The organism is Neobacillus thermocopriae, from assembly GCF_010975035.1.
In the GTDB taxonomy this organism is placed as follows: Bacteria; Bacillota; Bacilli; order Bacillales; family Cytobacillaceae; genus Neobacillus; species Neobacillus thermocopriae.
In genome coordinates, this window is record NZ_JAAIUV010000022.1 from 30,644 (window position 1) to 50,774 (window position 20,131).

Sequence of the window (20,131 nt, forward strand, 5' to 3'; positions counted from 1 at the left end):
ATTTTGGTTTCTTGGGATAATCCAAAATAAGTTCATTCACTTGAAAACAATAAATACGGAAAAATAATCATTTTCTTATCAAGAGCAGGCGGAGGGACTAGCCCAATGAAGCCCGGCAACCGACCTTACCCTTTGTAAGGCACGGTGCTAATTCTTGCAGCGGGAAGCTGAAAGATGAGAAGATGTTAGTCATGTCTGCTAACCTCTTCTTTTCGAAGAGGTTTTTTTATTGCTGAAATTGAAAAGGAAGTGTCATAATGTCTGAATTAATTGCTACCTATCTACTACATGATGAAAAAAATCCAGACAAGAAAGCGGAAGATATTGCCTTAGGACTGACAGTTGGTTCTTGGACGAAACTTCCTGAACTTGAACAAAACCAATTGCGTAAGCACAAAGGTCGAGTGGTATCGATTGAGGGGTTACCTTCAGAACAAGAAAATCAAACATTAATTCGAATTGCCTACCCGACAATCAATTTTTCAAGTGACCTACCTGCAATCTTAACAACGGTCTTTGGGAAACTTTCCCTAGATGGAAAAATTAAATTAATAGATTTACAATTCGATGATCTTTTAAAAAGTCAATTTCCTGGTCCAAGATTTGGAATTGAAGGGATTCGTAAGAAATTAAATGTGTATGATAGGCCGCTGGTAATGAGTATTTTTAAAGGTGTACTTGGTAAGGATATTCATTTTTTGACTGAACAGCTAAAGGAGCAGGCCTTAGGCGGGATTGATCTGGTAAAGGACGATGAAATTTTGTTTGAAAATGAATGGACACCTTTTGAAAAACGTATTTTTAATGGGAAAAGGGTCCTTCAAGAAGCCTATGAAGAAACGGGACATCGTACTCTTTATGCCGTTAATTTGACAGGAAGAACGTATCAACTTAGAGATAAAGCGAGAAAAGCAGCTGAAATTGGTGCGGATGTGCTCCTTTTCAATGTTTTCACTTATGGTTTTGATGTTCTTCAAGAGTTGAGAGAAGACGAGGAAATCGCTTTGCCAATCATGGCACACCCATCTTTTAGCGGAGCTTTCACTTCTTCTCCTATTTATGGTATCTCCCATTCACTTTTATTAGGTAAACTTTTACGCTATGTAGGAGCAGATTTTTCATTGTTCCCATCTCCTTATGGAACAGTGGCACTGGAAAAAGACTCTGCCATTGCGATTGCCAGTGAATTAACAAAGCAAGATATACATAAAACGTCATTTCCTGTTCCATCGGCAGGTATACATCCAGGATTAGTTCCACTATTAATCAAGGATTTTGGAATGGAATCTGTTATTAATGCTGGCGGAGGAGTTCATGGCCATCCGGATGGGGCTCGAGGAGGAGGTATGGCATTTAGGCAGGCCATTGATACCATACTTCAGGGAAAACTGCTAGCTGAAGGTGCCGAATACTATCCGGAATTAAAAAAAGCTTTACAACTATGGGGAAATGTTGAGGTGGCTATATCATGATAAAGCCAGTAATTTATTGTGATTTTGATGGAACGATTACCGAAAGTGATAATATTATTGCGATAATGAAAAAATTTGCCCCGCCTGAGTGGGTCGAAATAAAAGACCAAATTCTCTCGCAGCAAATTTCCATATGTGAAGGTGTTGGTAAGCTTTTTTCTCTCCTACCAAGTAGGATGAAGCAGGAGATTACTACTTTCGCCATTGAAAATGCAAAAATTCGTCCAGGATTTAAAGAATTTGTTCAATTTGCCCGTGAGGAACACATCCCGTTTTACATCGTCAGTGGTGGTATTGACTTTTTCGTTCATCCCATTTTGAAGGACTATGGTCCTTTTTCTGGAGTATTTTGTAATGAAGCTGATTTTTCCGAAGATCGAATCAACATCCTTTGGCCGTATACATGTGATAAGTATTGTGATAATAACTGTGGCTGCTGTAAGCCTAGCATTATCCGTAAACTTAATCAAAATGAAGACATATATAAAATTGTCATTGGCGATTCTGTTACCGATCTTGAGGCAGCAAAAATGGCTGACTTGGTCTTAGCCAGGGATTTGCTGCAAGAAAAGTGTTTAGAATGGGGAATTAACCATTATGGTTTCGATACATTCTTTGAATGCATTGATGAGATAAAAAAGAGAATTGAGGTGGGAGAATTATCATGTTAGAGGAAAGATGGCGTGAATTAGCTGATGTAAAAGATGAATTGTCTGAGCGAGATTGGTTTATGGGAACAAGTGGAAATTTAGCAATAAAGGTAAGTGATAAGCCGCTTCAATTTTTGGTGACTGCAAGTGGGAAGGATAAACGCAAAAGGACTAATGAAGATTTTCTCCTTGTCGATGAATTTGGCCATCCTGTGGAAGAAACTCATTTGAAACCTTCTGCTGAAACGCTACTCCATTTGGAGATCTATCAAAAAACAAATGCAGGCTGCAGTCTCCATGTTCACACAATTGATAATAATGTGATTTCAGAAATTTACGGTGACCGTGGGGAAATTACGTTTAAAGGTCAAGAATTAATAAAAGCATTTAACAAGTGGGAAGAGGATGATATACTTAAAATTCCGATTATTCATAATTTCGCGCATATTCCTACTTTAGCTCGTGCTTTTTCTGAGCATGTGAAAGAAGATACTGGGGCTGTTCTGATTCGGAACCACGGAATTACTGTGTGGGGACGTAATGCCTTTGAAGCTAAAAAAATCCTTGAAGCGTCCGAATTTTTATTCCGATACCAATTACGATTACTAGAATATAAACCATATCAATTATTTAAAGTAGTTTAAAAGTAATAAAGAGTCAGCGCTTAAGCGTGCAACTATACAATAATTTGAGAAAGGATGGAAAAACATGGCATATATTACATTTCAAGACAACGAAGAAAAAATTTCCAATCAGGAAGAGGTAGAAAGCTTCCTGGCATCGCAGGAGGTTATTTACGAAAAATGGGACATTAGTAAGCTTCCTGAATCTCTTGTCGAAAAATACCTTTTAACTGATGAGGAAAAGGAACAAATTTTACAAACTTTTGCAAATGAAATAGCTGATATCTCTGCAAGAAGAGGTTATAAAGCGCAAGATGTTATTTCTCTTTCAGAAAATACACCAGATTTAGAAACCCTGCTACAAAACTTTAAGCGAGAACATCATCATACCGATGATGAAGTTCGTTTTATTGTTAGTGGGCATGGAGTATTTGTCATCCAAGGTAAAAATGGTAAGTTCTTTGAAGTACATTTAAATCCTGGAGATTTAATTTCTGTTCCTGAAAATACTCGACACTATTTTACCTTAGAAGAAGATCGTAAAGTCGTTGCAATAAGAATTTTCGTTACAACAGAGGGTTGGGTGCCAATATACGAAAAAGAAGAACAAAATGTATAGTGTTAAATGAACTGGCTGCTGTATTGTAGGCCAGTTTTTTTTACGCACGAAATGGGGGAGTTTATAATGCAAAGCCCGAGCCATGAAGGTAGTAGTAATGTTAAGCTTTATGGAAGGGGTTTATGTTGAACAAAATCTTAAGTTAATGGAAAGTATAACCACGAATGGAGATACAAACTTTATTTAGGCTATGTACCGATCAATGAGTCTTTAGAAGCAGATTTATGAATTTAAGGTATCCAATTATTATAGATAGAACCGTACATATAAGTGATGTAAGAGGTCATAGGTTAGTTCTTTTGCTACTTCATGTATGAACAAGGACTTTTGGCTTATAAAATATTTTAGAAAAATTAGAAAAGTTACGTATGTTACTAAAATTTTAAAAGAACGGATAGATTTTCGTTAAAAAAGTGGATTTGTTGATAATAATTTGATAAGAGAGCCACTGAAAAAAACATGTGGAATCATGTCGAAAAATGATGAGAAAGAATCATATTCTTGTCGAAAATAGAAAGTTTTAGATTGTTTTGTCTACTTTTGCGAATGTATTTACATTTGTTGTGTTTCTTGTCATAATCTTTCAAGTAGTCTATTTTTTTATCGAATTAAGTAAGAGTGTAAGAGCAGGAGGATAATAAATTGTACGAGAATAGTAATTGTAGCAATTGCAGCCCTAGTTATACGAAAATGATTGAAGAAATTAAGGCAAAAAGAGAACTCATGATTAAAAGCGCTTATAAATGTGGATTTACGAATGAAAAGACGATTAAATACAGTCAAGAGCTGGATGAATTAATAAATGAGTATCATAGGGTGATGGAACAATCAGATCGATCAAATGAAGAAGTAAAGTTTGCTTTTAAACAAATGATCATGGTTTGGCCAAAAGTATTAGTATAAATAGTAATATTTATTTCTTTATAGAATGTACAATAGGCCTTCCTATTGTTATACTGCAAATTTTTACTACCTAGAAGGCCTTCCCACCCTTTTGTTATCCACTTCAATTTATCTTCATTAAACCATTCAAGTCTAAATAATATATTTTTATCGTTGGTCCCTCCAAATCACACCATTTATGCATGGAAATCACTTCGCTCGATTCCCCAATAATAAAAATTAATAGAAATGTATAGGAAGAATTTTTCTTTTTTCTTTCTATTTACAGATGAAATTTTTAAAGAAAAAAGAAAACTATTTTAAATGGGTAATATGCTTATATTTCGACTCATATATCGTAAATAAAAGGAGATTTAAATCACATCAAAGGCAAGCGCTTTTAACGATAATGGTCTCTTTTAAGGAGGGAAGCTGTAATTGCACTTGTTATAAATTTCAAATAAGTGCCCAATCCAGATACGATGTTATGTAATCCATTTCCTTACACACTCAACGATAAGGAGTGCCTCTGCCATGATAAATCTTTATGAAACCCATGCAGTTGAGGACGAAATGAGATCTAACATGTAATTTCTCATTACTTATGAATAAGAAATGCACCAAATATATGGTGCTACTACTTATGGAATGGTAGGAAACAAATTGAGCAATTTACAAAGCTTAAAGCGAAAAAAGGCGGTGAAATAAGCTAATGTCTGAAAAATTTGACGTGATAGTAGTTGGTGCTGGACCAGCAGGTACTGCTTGTGCTTTCACTTGTGCTAAAAATGGCTTAAAGGTATTGCTTATTGAAAGAGGAGAGTATCCTGGAGCGAAAAATGTAATGGGCGGAGTTTTATACCGTCAGCAATTGGAGGAGCTAATTCCTGAGTTTTGGAAAGAAGCCCCGCTTGAAAGACCTGTAGTGGAGCAACGTTTTTGGATGATGGATAAGGAATCAGTTGTTACCTTCGGCTATAAAGGCTTGGAGTGGGCTGTGGAGCCCTACAATAACTTTACCGTACTTCGTGCTAAGTTTGATCAATGGTTTGCCAGCAAAGCAGTTGAGGCAGGGGCACTTCTGATTAATGAAACGGTTGTAACCGAATGTATCGTCGAAAATGGAAAAGTGGTAGGTGTCCGAACGGATAGACCGGATGGTGAAGTATATGCCGATGTCGTTGTGCTGGCCGATGGAGTTAACTCACTCTTATCCAAACAGCTTGGCTTTCATAAGGAATTTCGCCCGGACGAAGTAGCATTAACAGTTATGGAGGTAATTAACTTACCTAAAGACAAAATTAATGATCGTTTCAATTTAGAGGATAACCAAGGCTGTACGATTGAAATTTTTGGTGATTCCACAAAGGGGAACCTTGGCACCGCATTTCTTTATACAAATAAAGAAAGTTTAAATATTGGGGTAGGAACCACGCTTTCCAGTATGATTAAAGCGAAAATAAAGCCTTATGAGCTTTTAGATTATTTAAAAAATCACCCGATGGTAAAACCATTCTTAGAGGGGGGGGAATCTGCGGAATATCTTGCCCATCTCATTCCAGAAGGAGGCTATCATTCTGTTCCAAAGGTTGTTGGAAATGGAGTAGTTGTTGTTGGAGATGCGGCCCAATTAGTTAATGCCATCCATCGTGAAGGATCGAACTTAGCGATGCATTCGGGATTACTAGCTGCTGAGGCAATTGTCGAGGCAAATAAACGAGGTGATTTTAGTGAAGCAAGTTTAAATCATTACCGTGAGGCTTTATATAACAGTTTTATCATAAAAGATTTGGAGAAGTACAAAGATGCAACCCATACCTTTGAAAAATATCCGCAATACTTTAAGGATTATATTCCAATGCTGAATCGGGCAGCGAGTCAATTCTTTACAGTTGATGGAACACCAAAAAGAGAAAAACAAAAGCAAATAATGAAGAGCATGACCGCAGAAAAAGGAACATTTCGTGTGCTACAAGATATATATCGTGCTTGGAAGGCGGTGAAATAATGTCAACAAAGAATCTTGAGGAGAAACAATATCTCATCCGCTTTAAGTGTGATACGAAGTCTCATTTAACGGTTCTTGACCATGACATTTGTATGACCAAATGCCCGGATAAAATTTGTACGATATTTTGTCCAGCAGAGGTTTATAAATGGGAAGGAACAAGAATGCAGGTAGGTTATGAAGGTTGTCACGAGTGTGGTAGCTGTAGGATCGGCTGCCCTTATCAAAACATTAAATGGGAATATCCGAAAGGTGGACATGGAATTATCTTTCGATTGGCTTAAATCATATGATTATAAAAAGCAGCTGTTCATTTAAAGACAGCTGCTTTTTAACTTCTTTCCGTAGGAGTAAATGGTTTCATCCATAACAAAATAAAAAAGCTCATGCAAATATAGCCAAATAGAGGATATAAATTGGAAAGGAGAGTACCGTAATTTACTAAACTGATTAAATACGCAATAATAAAAATTGCTGTTACTGATACGATTGTCGGAACATGGACATATTGCTTAAGCTGTCTGTCGAGTCCAAAAACGTTCCCAATTACAGAGGTGAAAATCTCTCCATAAATAATCAAAACAAAAAACCAATAGAAAAATGGTGCCAGGTTTTTCATGATAATTGCCATTGGAATCTCATATAGTTCCAAATTGGGCAGCATGATGAGGGTAAAATGATTAGCTATTAATATTAAGGTTAAAGCCAATCCACCAAGTATTCCTCCCCATTTTATGGTCCAATCGTCTTTTACTTCTGAAGCAACCGGAACTAGAACTGCTTGAGCTAAACCAAGATTTAAAGCTGCATATGAAAAAGGGGCGATCACACTTTTCCAGCCATCGTTGGCATAAGGAATATATAAAAACTGATCTAAGAAATTTGGCATTTTAATAGATAAAGACATCAAAATTAAGCTGAACACGATCATTAATGGGACAACAAATGTATTAACGGCAAATAAACCTTTTGTTCCTATGAGCATGACAATAAAAGAAAGAAAAATAGTGAAAAACACCCCTAAGTTTCTCGGAAGTCCTAGTTGTTCTTCAAATACTGCTCCTGCACCTGAGAGCATGACTGCACTAACCCCAAGTAGCATAAATAGCATAAAAAAATTGATTATCCTTCCAGGCCATTTACCAAACAAATATTCATTAAATTCTTGATAGGATTTAGCGTTAATTTGTGCTGCTAGACGCATTAGTTTGGAACCGATCATAACAAATAAATAACCGCTCATTAATATACTAATAAAGCCGAAGAAGCCAAACCGTGAGAAAAACTCAACGATTTCCCTTCCAGTCGCAAATCCTGCACCTACAACCGTCCCAACATAGACCGCTGCAATTTGAAAGGCTTGATTCCAATTTCGTTTCACATCATCTCCCCCTTATCACCAATATATGACTTAAAGGACAAACAATGACGAGCATTTTCCCTAACTGGAAAGTATTACTTGGGATAAAAAGCTTGAAAGTCAAAAAAGGTCAAGATATAATAAAATCACAAAGGTCAAATATAGTCAAAGTCAAATTGATCAAAGCAGTGAAAAGGAGGTTTTCTTTATGCTTTGTCAACGATGCCAACAAAATCAAGCAAATGTGCAATTAAACATGATTGTGAATGGACACCGAAAAGAATTAAAACTTTGTGATGAATGTTATTCAAAAGAAAAAAGTGTGATTGGCGCAGGCTTTGGAATGAATATGGATCTTTTTTCAAACTTCCCTTTTGAGGGACTTTTTCAAACGAATGGTTTTACTCAAATTCCAAATAAAGAACATCAAAAGACTGAGAAAAACGGACGCGGAGGTTTCATCGATCAATTTGGCCGTAACTTAACACAAATGGCCAAAGCAGGGTTAATTGACCCGGTTATTGGTCGTGATGAAGAAGTAAAACGTGTCATCGAAATTTTAAATAGAAGAACGAAAAACAACCCGGTATTAATTGGTGAACCTGGTGTTGGTAAAACAGCCATTGCGGAAGGACTCGCGTTAAAAATAGCTGAAGGTAAAGTACCGGAAAAGCTTAAAAATAGAGAGGTATATTTATTGGATGTTGCTTCACTCGTTGCTAATACGGGTATTCGTGGTCAGTTTGAAGATAGAATGAAACGGTTAATTTTAGAATTACAAGAACGTAAAAATATTATTTTATTTATTGATGAAATTCATTTATTAGTTGGTGCAGGATCAGCGGAAGGTTCGATGGATGCAGGTAATATTCTAAAGCCGGCACTTGCTCGTGGTGAATTGCAAGTTATCGGAGCAACAACCTTAAAGGAATATCGACAAATTGAAAAGGACCCTGCTTTAGAACGACGATTCCAGCCGATTCATGTTCAAGAACCATCTGTGGAAGCAGCAATTGAAATCTTGAAAGGAATTCAAAAGAAATACGAAGATTATCATGAAGTCACATATTCTGAGGAAGCGATCCGCGCTTGTGTGAATTTATCACATCGTTTTATTTCAGATCGCTTCCTACCCGATAAAGCAATTGACTTGCTTGATGAAGCGGGGGCAAAATTGAACTTGACATCTGAATATAAGAGTAATGAACAAATCGAGAATCGCCTAAAAGAAATTGCTTCTCTAAAGGAGGAAGCACTCAAACACGAACGGTATGAAGAAGCAGCCAAACTCCGTGATGAAGAAATGAAACTTGAAAAAGCTCTAAACGATGATAAGAATGGAGACCGACCTATTGTTACGACTTCACACATTCAACAAATTATTGAACAAAAAACTGGTATTCCCGTTGGAAAGCTTCAGCAAGATGAAAAACAAAAAATGAAAAATTTAGAAGAAAATCTAAATAAAAAAGTCATTGGTCAAGAAAAGGCGGTTGAAAAGATTGCTAAGGCAATCAGACGTAGCCGTGCTGGTTTAAAACCAAAGAATCGTCCAATAGGATCTTTCCTTTTTGTCGGCCCTACTGGTGTTGGTAAAACCGAATTAACCAAAACACTTGCCGAAGAATTATTTGGAACAAAGGATTCAATGATTAGACTTGATATGAGTGAGTATATGGAGAAACATAGCGTATCAAAATTAATCGGTTCACCACCGGGTTATGTAGGACATGAGGAGGCAGGACAACTTACGGAAAAAGTACGTCGAAATCCTTACAGTATCATACTTCTTGATGAAATTGAAAAGGCTCATCCGGACGTGCAGCATATGTTCTTGCAAATCCTTGAGGATGGTCGCTTGACCGACAGTCAAGGTAGAGTAGTAAGCTTTAAAGATACGGTTATTATTATGACAAGTAATGCTGGAGTTGGTCATAAACCAATTCATGTTGGATTCGGTACTACAAATTCTATGGAAGAAACAAATATTCTTGATTCACTTGGTAGCTTTTTTAAGCCGGAATTCCTTAACCGATTTGATGGCATTATTGAATTTAAATCATTGGACAAAGAGCATATCTTGAAGATTGTTGATTTAATGGTTCACGAACTCCAAGAAACATTAAAAGAAGAAAATATTGAATTCACGATCTCAACAGAGGCAAAAGAGAAATTAGCAGAACTTGGTTATCACCCAGCATTTGGTGCACGCCCATTAAGACGTGTGATTCAAGAACAGCTTGAAGATAAGATTGCAGATTTCATTCTTGATCAGCCAGAAGCCAAAAATCTAATGGCAGTATTAGAGGATGGTAAGCTAACAGTCAAATCAAAAACTGTATAATATAAAAAGCGAAGCTCGTTCAAAGGCTTCGCTTTATTGTATTAAAGATTTTTATCATCAATGGAATTTAACCAATCTTCAATTTCACCAACAACGGATTGAACACAGCCATCTTGAAACGGTGAAATGAGATTGGCTGCTTCAACTAACTTAAGAAATGACATACTGCCACCAAGTTTACACAATTTTACATAATCTCTCCAAGCTTCGTCCCAGTTTTCTCTTGACCGTTTCCAGAATTGGAAGGCACAAATTTGCGCAAGGGTATAATCGATATAATAAAATGGCGAACTATAAATATGGCCTTGACGTTGCCAAAAACCTCCATTTTCTAAATACTCAAATCCATCATAGTCTTTATGAGGTAAATATTTCTGTTCAATTTCACGCCACTTTAATTTTCGCTCTGTTGGTGTTGCTTCCGGATTTTCATAAACCCAATGTTGGAATTCATCTACTGAAACACCATATGGCAAGAATAATAAGGCATCACTTAAATGTGAATACTTATATTTATCCGTTTCCTCTTTAAAGAAAAGCTCCATCCATGGCCATGTGAAAAATTCCATACTCATAGAATGGATCTCACATGCTTCATAAGTTGGCCAATAATATTCAGGTATTTCAAAATGTCGGCTAGAATAAACTTGGAAAGCATGGCCAGCTTCATGGGTAAGAACGTCAATATCACCTGAAGTTCCATTGAAATTTGCAAAGATAAACGGGGCTTTATAATTTTCAATATACGTACAATAGCCACCGCTAGCCTTTCCTTTCTTTGCAACCAGATCCATTAGGCCATTTTTCTGCATAAATTGGAAGAATTCTCCTGTTTCTTCCGAAAGCGCTTTATACATTTTTTGCCCGTTATCAATAATCCATTCAGGATTCCCCTTTGGTGTGGCATTGCCTGTTTGATAATTAATCGTTTCATCGTAATATTTCAACTTGTCTAAGCCAAGTCGTTCCCGTTGTCTTTCTTTTAGTTTTGTCGCAATTGGAACAATAAAATCCTTCACCTGTTGTCGGAAGTTTGCAACCATTTCAGCATTGTAATCCGTTCTCATCATTCGGTAATAGCCTAGCTCTACAAAATTTTTGTATCCGAGAGCATGGGCAATTTCCGTTCTCACTTTCACTAGTTCATCATAAATACGGTCAAACTCTGCCTCATGATTTGCAAAGAATCCAAATTTTGCTTCACTAGCTCGCTTTCGCATTTCTCTATCAGTGGATTCGATAAATGGATCTATTTGTGCAAGAGTCCGCTCTTCACCTTCAAAATTTATTTTTGCAGACGCAACCAGTTTCGTATATTCGGTTACTAAACGATTCTCCTTTTGAAGCAAAGGAACGATTTCTGGTTTAAAAGTTTTAAGTTGACCTTCCGCTAATGCAAATAGCTGGGCTCCCCATTTTTGTTCCAAATCTTTGCGGAATGGTGAAGTTGTTAATGCTTGATAATATTTTGTTACTAATCCTTCAATTTCTGGATCGATTTCATCCATATAATCTTGTTCAGCTTTATAAAATTCATCGTTAGTATCTATGGAATGACGAATATAACATAGGTTGAACATCGTACCAATGTCATTTCTCAACTTATTAATCTCATTCATTGCTTTGCTCTGTTCTTCAACAGTGTTAGCCTTTTTAAAGTTTTCTAGTGCAGTATTAAATTTAGACTTTACTTCTTCCAAATTCGGACGTACATATGTATAGTCATTAAAGCCCATCTATATAACCCCCTCTTTGAATATTTTAATATTTCAATTTATTCCATTATATACTATTGCTACTTATTCGATAACAAAAAAAACGACCAACTGGCCGTTATTAATATTTTCCTGCAGGTAAACCCAATTTTTTTAAAAGATCGATTGCAACTAATTTTTCTTCATCAGATAGGCTAGACATGAGATGATCAATTTGTTTTGCGTGTTCTGGGAAAATGTCTTGAATCAGTTTTTTTCCCTTCTCGGTGATTTGTGCGTAAATTACCCTTCTGTCTTTTGGACAAGCACTTCTTTGTAATAAACCTTTCTGTTCCAATTTATCAACTACATAAGTGATGCTTCCGCTTGCAAGTAAGATTTTTGCGCCGATTTGCTGAAGCGGTTGATCACCTTTATGATAAAGTAGTTCCAAAACGGCAAATTCGGTAGGATTTAAACCATTTGACTGAATAACTTTATTTACATGCTCGTTAATAGCCTTGTAAGCTCTTGATAAAACAATAAATAGCTTTAAAGATGTAGCTGTCGAATCAATTTCCATCTAAACCCATCCTTTAAATATCTCGATTTCAAAGTTATTATAAAAAAATATTAAGTTACTGTCAATTTTATCAAGAAATAGAAAGGAATTTCTCTGACAAATGGAGAAAAACAGATGTTATAATAAAAAAGTATGTGACAGAATGATGTTTGAGGTAGTCATATGAGAAGGTTTAAAGGAAATTTTTATCTTTATTTGACCATTGTTATAATCCCGCTTCTTTTTCTAGGACTCTATTTTGGTTTAGACATTTTAAAAGAAAATGATTATAAAAGAGAAAATCAAGCAAAGTGGATCGCTTCAATTTATAAAGAACAATGGGATCAATTCATCAGCGAAACTGTGACAAGCCTAGAAATTCTTTCAATTTCCGCACGAGAAAACCTCGATTCCCCTAAGAAAATGGAACCATTATTAGTTCAAGTGAATCAAAATGACCCAAGATATGGAGGTCTTTATTTATTAGATTCGAAAGGAAACTTAATGGCGGGTACCGTACCACTTAGGACGGAAGAAAACTTTTCAGAAATTCCATTTATTAAGGAAGTCATTAGAGCCAAAGATATTATTATCTCAGACCATAAAGAAGTTCTGAGAAACAACCAACTTGTAATAGGTTTAGCAACTCCTGTTCTTGATGAGAAAAACGAGTTAAAAGGAATACTAGTTGCTGATCTGCGAATTGATTATATGAAAAATGTCATGAAAGTTCTCACACCAGATACGAAGCTTTATGTAGTAAATGGGGAAGATAAACCCATTCTAGAGATGAATGTTGATCGTAATGAAATATATAAACAAACAGATTGGGTAACTTTGCCAATGAATCATTTACCATGGAACATTAAAGTCAAAATTGCTGACCGTGATTTATCAGAATTAGGAATAGCTATTAGTCAAATAATTTTCATCATACTTATTATTACTCACGTTCTTTATCTGCTCATAGAATACATAATGCTTAGAATGAAGACTAAAAAAGAAAGAAAGGAAAATGAAATACATAAACTTGAATTAGTTGGTTCTTTAGCAGCAAGTACTGCGCATGAAATACGAAATCCATTAACAGGGGTAAAGGGATTCATTCAACTATTAAGTGAGAAATATACGGAAGAAGAGGACCAATATTATTTTAATGTAATAAATTCAGAATTGAATCGGATCAACCAAATTGTTGGTGAGTTCTTAATTCTTGGCAAACCCACTGCTCAAATGATGAACAATGTAAATATAATCGAGACGCTTAATGAGTTAAAACCATTAATTGTGTCGGAAGCGAATGCTCATAATATTGAGTGTAAATGGTTACTTCCGGATCAACCTGTCATGGTCAAATGTGCAAAAGACCAAATGAAACAAGTCATTTTAAATTTAACAAAAAATGCGTTTGAATCAATTGAACGTTGTGGGATAATACAGGTAAAACTTCAATTAATGGAACAGGAATGTAAACTTGAAATCATTGATAATGGGAAGGGAATCCCAGAGGAAGATCTAGAAAAAATTTTCCAACCATTTTATACATCAAAAGCTACTGGAACTGGTCTTGGATTAGTTATTTGTAAAAGAATCATTGATTCCTTTGACGGAAAAATTAAAATTTATAGTACTGAATCAGTTGGTACAACTGTGGAAATCACTCTTCCAATCGCAAAAAATAAATAGGAATTAATGGAAAAAGGATGGCTAGTCCATCCTTTTTACTTAACTTCTTGAATTCTTTGATATAATTTTTCTTTTTCCTCATCTGACAGTATTCTTTCCGCCATTGGAAACAATACGTTTTCTTCTTTAGCAAAATGTTCAGTTAAGATAAAATAGGCTTCTTGTATTAAAGCACTTAGATTTTTCATTTCTTCGGGAGAATGATTGTTGTTATTGGTCTTCTCAAGAAATGTCTTAATTTTTAATTTTGCCTGATCGTGTTCAAATTCCATTACAGCAATTGGCCCAGATGTCGTACCAATGTATGTCCCCATCATAGGGAATAATATTCCTTCTTCCTTTTCTGAATGAGGATCTAGAGCTTTTTGAAATTCTTTTACTTTCTTAGATAGGTTAGTGAAATTAGTCAAAATACTTTCATCTTGATCAATTTTCTTTGTTAAGCGGAATAATCCGTCTAATTGCTCCAAAAGGGGGAGGTGTTCTTCTTTTAATTGCTTTAAACCTTTACTCAGTTCAGCAGGTGGCATTCCTCCAAATGCACTCATACATCCGCTCATAATTTCACCTCTAACATATTTTGCTTCAAGTATAAGGGTAGTTATGACAAAATGTAGTGACAGAAATCACAAATCAACAAATAATGATGTAGTAAAAATAAAATTGTATTTTTAGAAAATTTTTAGTCATTGTAAGACAATAAATGGAAGTGAGTTTAATATAATATAAATAAATCGAAACAAAGGGAGGGCAAATATGAAAACCCCTAATTACCATGATTTCTATCAAAAGGCATTAATCCCGATTGGACGAAACGATTTGAAAATATTGAAAGATACGTATGTTAGTTTTTCTGAATCTTCCCACACACATTGGTTAATTGCCGTAGAAGGGGTACAGCTTCCACAGTCTAAGATTTACTTTCATTGGAAAGTGAGTATTTATCCAGCAAATGATGAAGGTGATTTTAATTGGAAAAAACCTTACTATTGTTCGGCTAATATGGAAAACATGGATCAAGCTATTGCATTAGCCTCATCATTAATGAAATCAAGTAGAAAAGATGAACTTTCCTCCGCTGTTCTCTTAGAGAAAATAAGCTAGCCACTCACATACTTAACCAGTTGCTTTATCTTCTTTTTTCTATCCTTTGTGAAAAAACCTACATATTGGAATTCAAAACCATTTATTTCAATTAGATGGCTGTATCACCATGGTAATGGCGCAACAATAAACAGCATGATATCAAAAATAATGTGCGATACAATCACCAATGGCATACTTTTTTTCCAAAAATATAAGACACCCCATACGAGTCCGGATAGGAAGGCTGCAAAAATGAGTAACAATGAACCAGAATAGATATGGACTGACCCATATAGGAATGCCCCTATCAGAATGCTAGGTATTGGTTTAAGGGAATGAAGCAGCCTTTTCTGTACAAATCCTCTCCAGAAAAGTTCCTCTCCAGGGGCAGCTACAAATACTAAAGATAAATATTGCCAAAATAATGAAGGGGCAAACCATTTATATAAACGACTAATCTCCTTACGAAATGAAAAGTCAATGAACTCAAGGAAATGGTATCCAGCCCAAAATATAAAATACAAAAGTAATCCGGTAATAACCCCCCAGCCAATTGAACGGGGGATAGAAAGTTGATCATCCATCTCTCCTTTTAACATGGTGAAAATAATGAGGGCAAGGATGGACCCGGAAAAAATATACCAAAAAATAGATTTGTCATTGAACGAAAAATAAAGAAGAACGTGTGCAAGAATCAACCCGGTTAATAGTTTCGAGTCACAAATTAGTTTCTTCATTTTTCTAAAACTCCTTTATGAATTAAGATGTCTCGGATTATTTAAAGTAATTTTCAAGAACATTTTAACCGATTGCTTAAATAAGAATATCAAAAAATGAAAAAAATAGCATTGAAAGGAGTGAAGAAAATGAGTAAATCAAAAAGGCAAAGAGAGAGGGAACAGACAATTAGAAAGCAAGATCAAAAACCTCATGGTAAAGTTAAATCTTTTAAAGAATTAGCAGAGGATACTCAAGTTGAGTAAGAAAGAAAAGGCAGATAAATATCTGCCTTTTCTAAATAAAAGTATGTTTTAAGCTCGCTTATTTGAAAGCGTTATCTTTTATGATTTTATAATTTTTGTGATTGACTACAGTTCTTTGTTCTAACTCTAAATCACGATAATTATCCATATATGTTAAATCAACTATCACGGAATTTTCATTCACTTTCTCTACTATTCCTTGCAGGCCACCGCGGAATTCAATAATATTTCCTACCTCTGCTTTTTTCAATTAGCCTCTCTCCTTTATTAAAAAAACTTTTAAACTATTTAAATAACAGTTTGCACCATTTTTCCCAATTCGTAAAGGATTTTGGTAAAAATATTGACACCGTTTTCATATATTAATATTATGAAGTTACCAAGTTAATGATTCAGTTTTTTTGAGATTTAGGTGGTTCACACAAAGATTCAACGATTGGATTATTTGTTGTGAATCATTTTTTCTTTTATGGCAGATTTCAATCAAAGTGGGTGAAGTGATGGAAAAGTTTATTTTATCCTTGGACCAAGGTACCACAAGCTCTAGAGCCATTCTTTTTAACCAAAAAGGTGAAGTCGTTCATACGGCACAAAAAGAATTTACTCAATTGTTCCCGAAACCAGGTTGGGTGGAACACAATGCAAATGAAATTTGGGGATCCATCCTTTCTGTTATTGTGAGTGTGCTTTCTGAATCAGGTACTAAACCAGAGCAAATTGCTGGAATTGGAATCACGAATCAAAGAGAAACAACAGTTGTATGGAATAAAGAAACAGGTGAACCGATCTATAATGCAATTGTGTGGCAATCGAGACAAACAAATGAAATTTGTGAAGAACTTAAAAAACAAGGTTATGATGATATTTTCCGTGAAAAGACAGGTTTGCTTATTGATGCTTATTTTTCAGGAACTAAAATAAAATGGATTTTAGATCATGTAACAGGTGCTCGTGAAATGGCCGAGAAAGGCAAATTATTGTTTGGTACCATTGATTCATGGCTAGTTTGGAAGCTTTCCGGTGGGAAGGCACATGTGACCGATTATTCTAATGCATCTCGGACTTTAATGTTTAATATTTTTGATCTCAAATGGGATGATGATTTACTAGAGATTTTAGATATTCCTAAAGCAATGCTTCCAGAAGTCCATCCTTCATCTAAAATATACGCGAAGACTATTGATTCTCTATTTTTTGGTAAAGAAATTCCGATTGCGGGAATTGCTGGTGACCAGCAGGCAGCATTATTCGGTCAAGCATGTTTTGAAGAGGGTATGGCAAAAAATACCTATGGGACAGGTTGCTTTATGTTAATGAATACAGGAGCAAAAGTAGTTCGGTCAAAACATGGTTTGTTAACTACGATTGCGTGGGGGGTAGATGGCAAAATAGAATATGCACTAGAAGGCAGTATCTTTGTAGCAGGTTCGGCGATTCAATGGCTACGTGATGGATTAAGGATGTTTAAAAAGGCAAAGGATAGTGAAGATTATGCGATAAAGGTAGCCTCTACGGACGGTGTATACGTTGTTCCTGCATTTGTTGGTTTAGGTGCTCCTTATTGGGATAGTGATGTCCGTGGCGCAGTATTTGGGTTGACCCGTGGAACAACAAAGGAGCATTTTGTTCGCGCTACGCTTGAATCACTTGCTTATCAAACACGGGATGTATTATCCGCGATGGAAGCTGATTCACAAATTCAATTGAAAACACTTCGTGTCGATGGTGGGGCAGTAAAAAATAATTTCTTAATGAAGTTCCAGAGTGATATTTTAAATGTTCCAGTTGAAAGGCCAATTGTAAATGAAACTACAGCGCTCGGGGCAGCCTATTTGGCGGGGCTTGCAGTAGGATTCTGGAACAGCCAGGAAGAAATTTCGAAAATGTGGAAGATAGACAAACGGTTTGACCCTAAAATGGCTGAAGAGGAACGAGCTTCCTTATATGAAGGGTGGAAAAAGGCGGTAATGGCAGCTAAGGCTTTTAAATAACGTTTAAGACAAATAAAGTAAATTCATTCAAAATTAATATAAATTCATAAGTGGAGACCACAAAACATTATCGGATTGATGATGTTTATGTTGGTCTCTTTTTTATTTCTCATCACCGTTAAACAGCATATTAAATAGTATAGGAGGAATTTGGGATGCATTTTTCTAATCTGAATCGTAAAGAAATTGTAAATACATTAAAAAACGGATATTTTGATGTCTTAGTAATAGGTGGAGGGATAACTGGTGCGGGAATCGCTTTGGATGCTGCTACTAGGGGGATGAAAACGGCTCTTGTAGAAATGCAGGACTTCGCTGCTGGGACATCAAGCCGGTCAACAAAATTAGTGCATGGGGGACTTCGTTATCTAAAAAATTTTGAAGTAAAAATGGTGGCTGAAGTTGGAAAAGAAAGGGCGATTGTTTATGAAAACGGTCCTCATGTTACTACGCCTGAATGGATGCTCTTGCCTTTGTATAAAGGGGGGAGCTTAGGGAAAATAAGTACGTCTATCGGGTTACTAGTCTATGATTTTCTTGCTGGCGTAAAGAAATCAGAGCGGCATATGATGTTATCGCCAAAAGAGACAATGGCTAAAGAACCATTAATCAAAAAAGAAGGTTTAATAGGTGGAGGCTATTATGTAGAATATCGGACAGATGATGCCAGATTAACAATTGAGGTAATGAAGGCTGCATTTGAAATGGGGGCAATTGCCTGCAATTACTCAAAGGTTATAAAATTGCTCTATGAAAATGGTAAAGTTATTGGTGCACAGATCGAAGATCAATTGACTAAAGAAGTATATGAAGTCCGAGCCAAAAAAATTGTAAATGCTACAGGTCCTTGGGTAGACAATATAAGGGATCTGGACAGTTCAAGAAAAGGAAAAACATTGAAGCTTTCAAAAGGTGTCCACCTGGTTTTCGATCAGTCTCGATTCCCATTAAAACAAGCAATTTATTTTAATACTCCTGATGGTAGAATGATTTTTGCTATTCCGAGAGATGGAAAAACTTATGTTGGAACAACTGATACATTTTTTAATGCAGAGGCCATAAATCCTTATATGACAATTGCTGACCGTATGTATTTGATCAATGCCATTAATTATGTATTTCCAGATGTTGGAATAACTGAAAGTGATATTGAGTCTAGCTGGGCTGGAGTTCGTCCCCTAATATATGAAGAAGGAAAGGATCTATCTGATATTTCTCGAAAGGATGAAATTTGGGAGTCTAATTCAGGTTTGATTACAATCGCAGGCGGGAAATTGACAGGGTATCGAAAAATGGCTGAGCGGGTGGTTAATTTATTAGCAAATCAGTTTGTTAAAGAAGAAGGGAGAACATTTCCTGCATGTAAAACGAAAGATATACCAATATCAGGAGGTAAAGTAGGGGGATCTGCACATTTTCCATCCTTTATTTCAAAAAAAGTGGTTAAAGGATTAGAGCTTGGATTAACTCGAAATGAAGCGGAAAATTTAGCAAAATTATATGGATCAAATATTGATATCGTTTATGAGCTATTAAAACAGAATTATGAAGATGCTATATACTATAACCTTCCATTAGATTTATTTGCAAAACTTATCTATGCAGTAAAACATGAAATGATTGCATTGCCACTCGATTTTTTTTATCGACGGACGAGTGCAATATTATTTGATATTCAATCCGTTTATAAGTGGAAAACGCAAATTGTTTCTTATATGGCTGACAAATTTAATTGGACTAAACTAGAAAAGGAAATGTATTTTTCCTCCGTCGAAAAAGCCTTAAAAGCGGCAGTAATTCCTGTAGATCAACAAGAACCACACTAACCTATATTCAAAAATAATTTATTCATATAATAAATAAACTATGGCTGTCTTTAAAGACAGTCTTGGTTTATTTTGGTTGAATTTTAAAGAAGTTGAATGAAATTGACGTTTTTGTGAACGAAGAATAAAAAATATTTGATTGAAAATGAAGAAAATGCTATTCTACTTTTTGTATTGTTTTTTATTTCATAAATAGTAGATAAATAAAACCCCTTATGATTGTTTGCTTTTTGGGAAACATAAATTTTAGTACTTTAGTTAGTTAATGACTTTATTGACTAAACTAGCTATTTTGGATATTTTTAAAAAGCAAGCATTTAATTTTATTTACCTACTTTATCTATT

19 protein-coding genes and 1 riboswitch are annotated in these 20,131 nt (G+C 35.4%); of the genes, 13 read left to right on the forward strand and 6 right to left on the reverse strand.

Features of this window, described 5'->3' with window-relative positions; translation table 11 throughout:
• Window positions 1-72 precede the first annotated feature (72 nt).
• Window positions 73-181, forward strand: a riboswitch (SAM riboswitch).
• A 76-nt stretch (window positions 182-257) separates the two neighbouring features.
• The 7 genes from mtnW (at window position 258) to G4Z05_RS13030 (ending at window position 6,538) form a co-directional block, all read left to right on the forward strand.
• The gene (gene mtnW / locus G4Z05_RS13000; RefSeq protein ID WP_163252266.1) at window positions 258-1,472 is read left to right on the forward strand and encodes a 2,3-diketo-5-methylthiopentyl-1-phosphate enolase; all 1,215 of its coding nucleotides are present in this window, start codon (window positions 258-260) and stop codon (window positions 1,470-1,472) included.
• Window positions 1,469-2,143 (forward strand): 2-hydroxy-3-keto-5-methylthiopentenyl-1-phosphate phosphatase, encoded by a 675-nt coding sequence (locus tag G4Z05_RS13005; protein WP_163252267.1) that lies wholly within the window; start codon window positions 1,469-1,471, stop codon window positions 2,141-2,143. The genes mtnW and G4Z05_RS13005 overlap by 4 nt, the downstream gene beginning before the upstream one ends.
• Window positions 2,137-2,766 (forward strand): methylthioribulose 1-phosphate dehydratase, encoded by a 630-nt coding sequence (locus G4Z05_RS13010; RefSeq protein ID WP_205597553.1) that lies wholly within the window; start codon window positions 2,137-2,139, stop codon window positions 2,764-2,766. Before G4Z05_RS13005 ends, G4Z05_RS13010 begins: the two co-directional genes overlap by 7 nt.
• 64 nt (window positions 2,767-2,830) lie before the next feature.
• Complete coding sequence (locus G4Z05_RS13015) at window positions 2,831-3,364, forward strand: 1,2-dihydroxy-3-keto-5-methylthiopentene dioxygenase (protein ID WP_163252268.1); 534 nt, start codon at window positions 2,831-2,833, stop codon at window positions 3,362-3,364.
• 642 nt (window positions 3,365-4,006) lie between these two features.
• Window positions 4,007-4,267, forward strand: a complete 261-nt coding sequence (locus G4Z05_RS13020; RefSeq protein WP_081905150.1) for an aspartyl-phosphate phosphatase Spo0E family protein — start codon at window positions 4,007-4,009, stop codon at window positions 4,265-4,267.
• 691 nt (window positions 4,268-4,958) lie between these two features.
• Window positions 4,959-6,254, forward strand: a complete 1,296-nt coding sequence (locus G4Z05_RS13025; RefSeq protein ID WP_163252269.1) for an FAD-dependent oxidoreductase — start codon at window positions 4,959-4,961, stop codon at window positions 6,252-6,254.
• Entirely contained in the window at window positions 6,254-6,538 is a 285-nt protein-coding gene (locus tag G4Z05_RS13030) for a ferredoxin family protein (RefSeq protein WP_163252270.1), read from the forward strand. The genes G4Z05_RS13025 and G4Z05_RS13030 overlap by 1 nt, the downstream gene beginning before the upstream one ends.
• 47 nt (window positions 6,539-6,585) lie before the next feature.
• Here G4Z05_RS13030 and G4Z05_RS13035 read toward each other — a convergent pair whose 3' ends face one another.
• Window positions 6,586-7,635 (reverse strand): YkvI family membrane protein, encoded by a 1,050-nt coding sequence (locus G4Z05_RS13035; RefSeq protein ID WP_163252271.1) that lies wholly within the window; start codon window positions 7,633-7,635, stop codon window positions 6,586-6,588.
• 187 nt (window positions 7,636-7,822) lie between these two features.
• Here G4Z05_RS13035 and G4Z05_RS13040 point away from each other — a divergent pair, with 187 nt between their 5' ends.
• Entirely contained in the window at window positions 7,823-9,958 is a 2,136-nt protein-coding gene (locus G4Z05_RS13040) for an ATP-dependent Clp protease ATP-binding subunit (protein WP_163252272.1), read from the forward strand.
• Between the two features lie 41 nt (window positions 9,959-9,999).
• Here G4Z05_RS13040 and G4Z05_RS13045 read toward each other — a convergent pair whose 3' ends face one another.
• Window positions 10,000-11,694, reverse strand: coding sequence for a M3 family oligoendopeptidase (locus G4Z05_RS13045; RefSeq protein WP_163252273.1), 1,695 nt, complete (start codon window positions 11,692-11,694; stop codon window positions 10,000-10,002).
• A 100-nt stretch (window positions 11,695-11,794) separates the two neighbouring features.
• Window positions 11,795-12,235: a MarR family winged helix-turn-helix transcriptional regulator gene (locus tag G4Z05_RS13050; protein WP_163252274.1), complete on the reverse strand. Its 441-nt coding sequence runs from the start codon at window positions 12,233-12,235 to the stop codon at window positions 11,795-11,797.
• Window positions 12,236-12,397: 162 nt separating this feature from the next.
• Here G4Z05_RS13050 and G4Z05_RS13055 point away from each other — a divergent pair, with 162 nt between their 5' ends.
• Window positions 12,398-13,900, forward strand: coding sequence for a PAS domain-containing sensor histidine kinase (locus G4Z05_RS13055; protein WP_163252275.1), 1,503 nt, complete (start codon window positions 12,398-12,400; stop codon window positions 13,898-13,900).
• A gap of 35 nt (window positions 13,901-13,935) precedes the next feature.
• On the opposite strand, the gene G4Z05_RS13060 is transcribed toward G4Z05_RS13055, so the two are convergent.
• Window positions 13,936-14,460 (reverse strand): hemerythrin domain-containing protein, encoded by a 525-nt coding sequence (locus G4Z05_RS13060; protein WP_240465388.1) that lies wholly within the window; start codon window positions 14,458-14,460, stop codon window positions 13,936-13,938.
• Window positions 14,461-14,656: 196 nt separating this feature from the next.
• On the opposite strand from G4Z05_RS13060, the gene G4Z05_RS13065 reads away from it, so the two are divergent.
• Entirely contained in the window at window positions 14,657-15,004 is a 348-nt protein-coding gene (locus tag G4Z05_RS13065) for a hypothetical protein (protein ID WP_163252276.1), read from the forward strand.
• 104 nt (window positions 15,005-15,108) lie between these two features.
• On the opposite strand, the gene G4Z05_RS13070 is transcribed toward G4Z05_RS13065, so the two are convergent.
• The gene (locus G4Z05_RS13070; RefSeq protein WP_163252277.1) at window positions 15,109-15,723 is read right to left on the reverse strand and encodes a CPBP family intramembrane glutamic endopeptidase; all 615 of its coding nucleotides are present in this window, start codon (window positions 15,721-15,723) and stop codon (window positions 15,109-15,111) included.
• A 129-nt stretch (window positions 15,724-15,852) separates the two neighbouring features.
• On the opposite strand from G4Z05_RS13070, the gene G4Z05_RS16550 reads away from it, so the two are divergent.
• Entirely contained in the window at window positions 15,853-15,969 is a 117-nt protein-coding gene (locus tag G4Z05_RS16550; protein WP_231315211.1) for a DUF6254 family protein, read from the forward strand.
• A 58-nt stretch (window positions 15,970-16,027) separates the two neighbouring features.
• Here G4Z05_RS16550 and G4Z05_RS13075 read toward each other — a convergent pair whose 3' ends face one another.
• Window positions 16,028-16,219: a YkvS family protein gene (locus tag G4Z05_RS13075; RefSeq protein WP_038540604.1), complete on the reverse strand. Its 192-nt coding sequence runs from the start codon at window positions 16,217-16,219 to the stop codon at window positions 16,028-16,030.
• A gap of 250 nt (window positions 16,220-16,469) precedes the next feature.
• Here G4Z05_RS13075 and glpK point away from each other — a divergent pair, with 250 nt between their 5' ends.
• Together glpK and G4Z05_RS13085 are read left to right on the forward strand one after the other, a co-directional pair.
• Window positions 16,470-17,960 (forward strand): glycerol kinase GlpK, encoded by a 1,491-nt coding sequence (glpK, locus tag G4Z05_RS13080; protein ID WP_163252278.1) that lies wholly within the window; start codon window positions 16,470-16,472, stop codon window positions 17,958-17,960.
• Between the two features lie 155 nt (window positions 17,961-18,115).
• On the forward strand, window positions 18,116-19,786 hold the full coding sequence (locus tag G4Z05_RS13085; RefSeq protein WP_163252279.1) for a glycerol-3-phosphate dehydrogenase/oxidase: 1,671 nt from the start codon (window positions 18,116-18,118) through the stop codon (window positions 19,784-19,786).
• Window positions 19,787-20,131 lie beyond the last annotated feature (345 nt).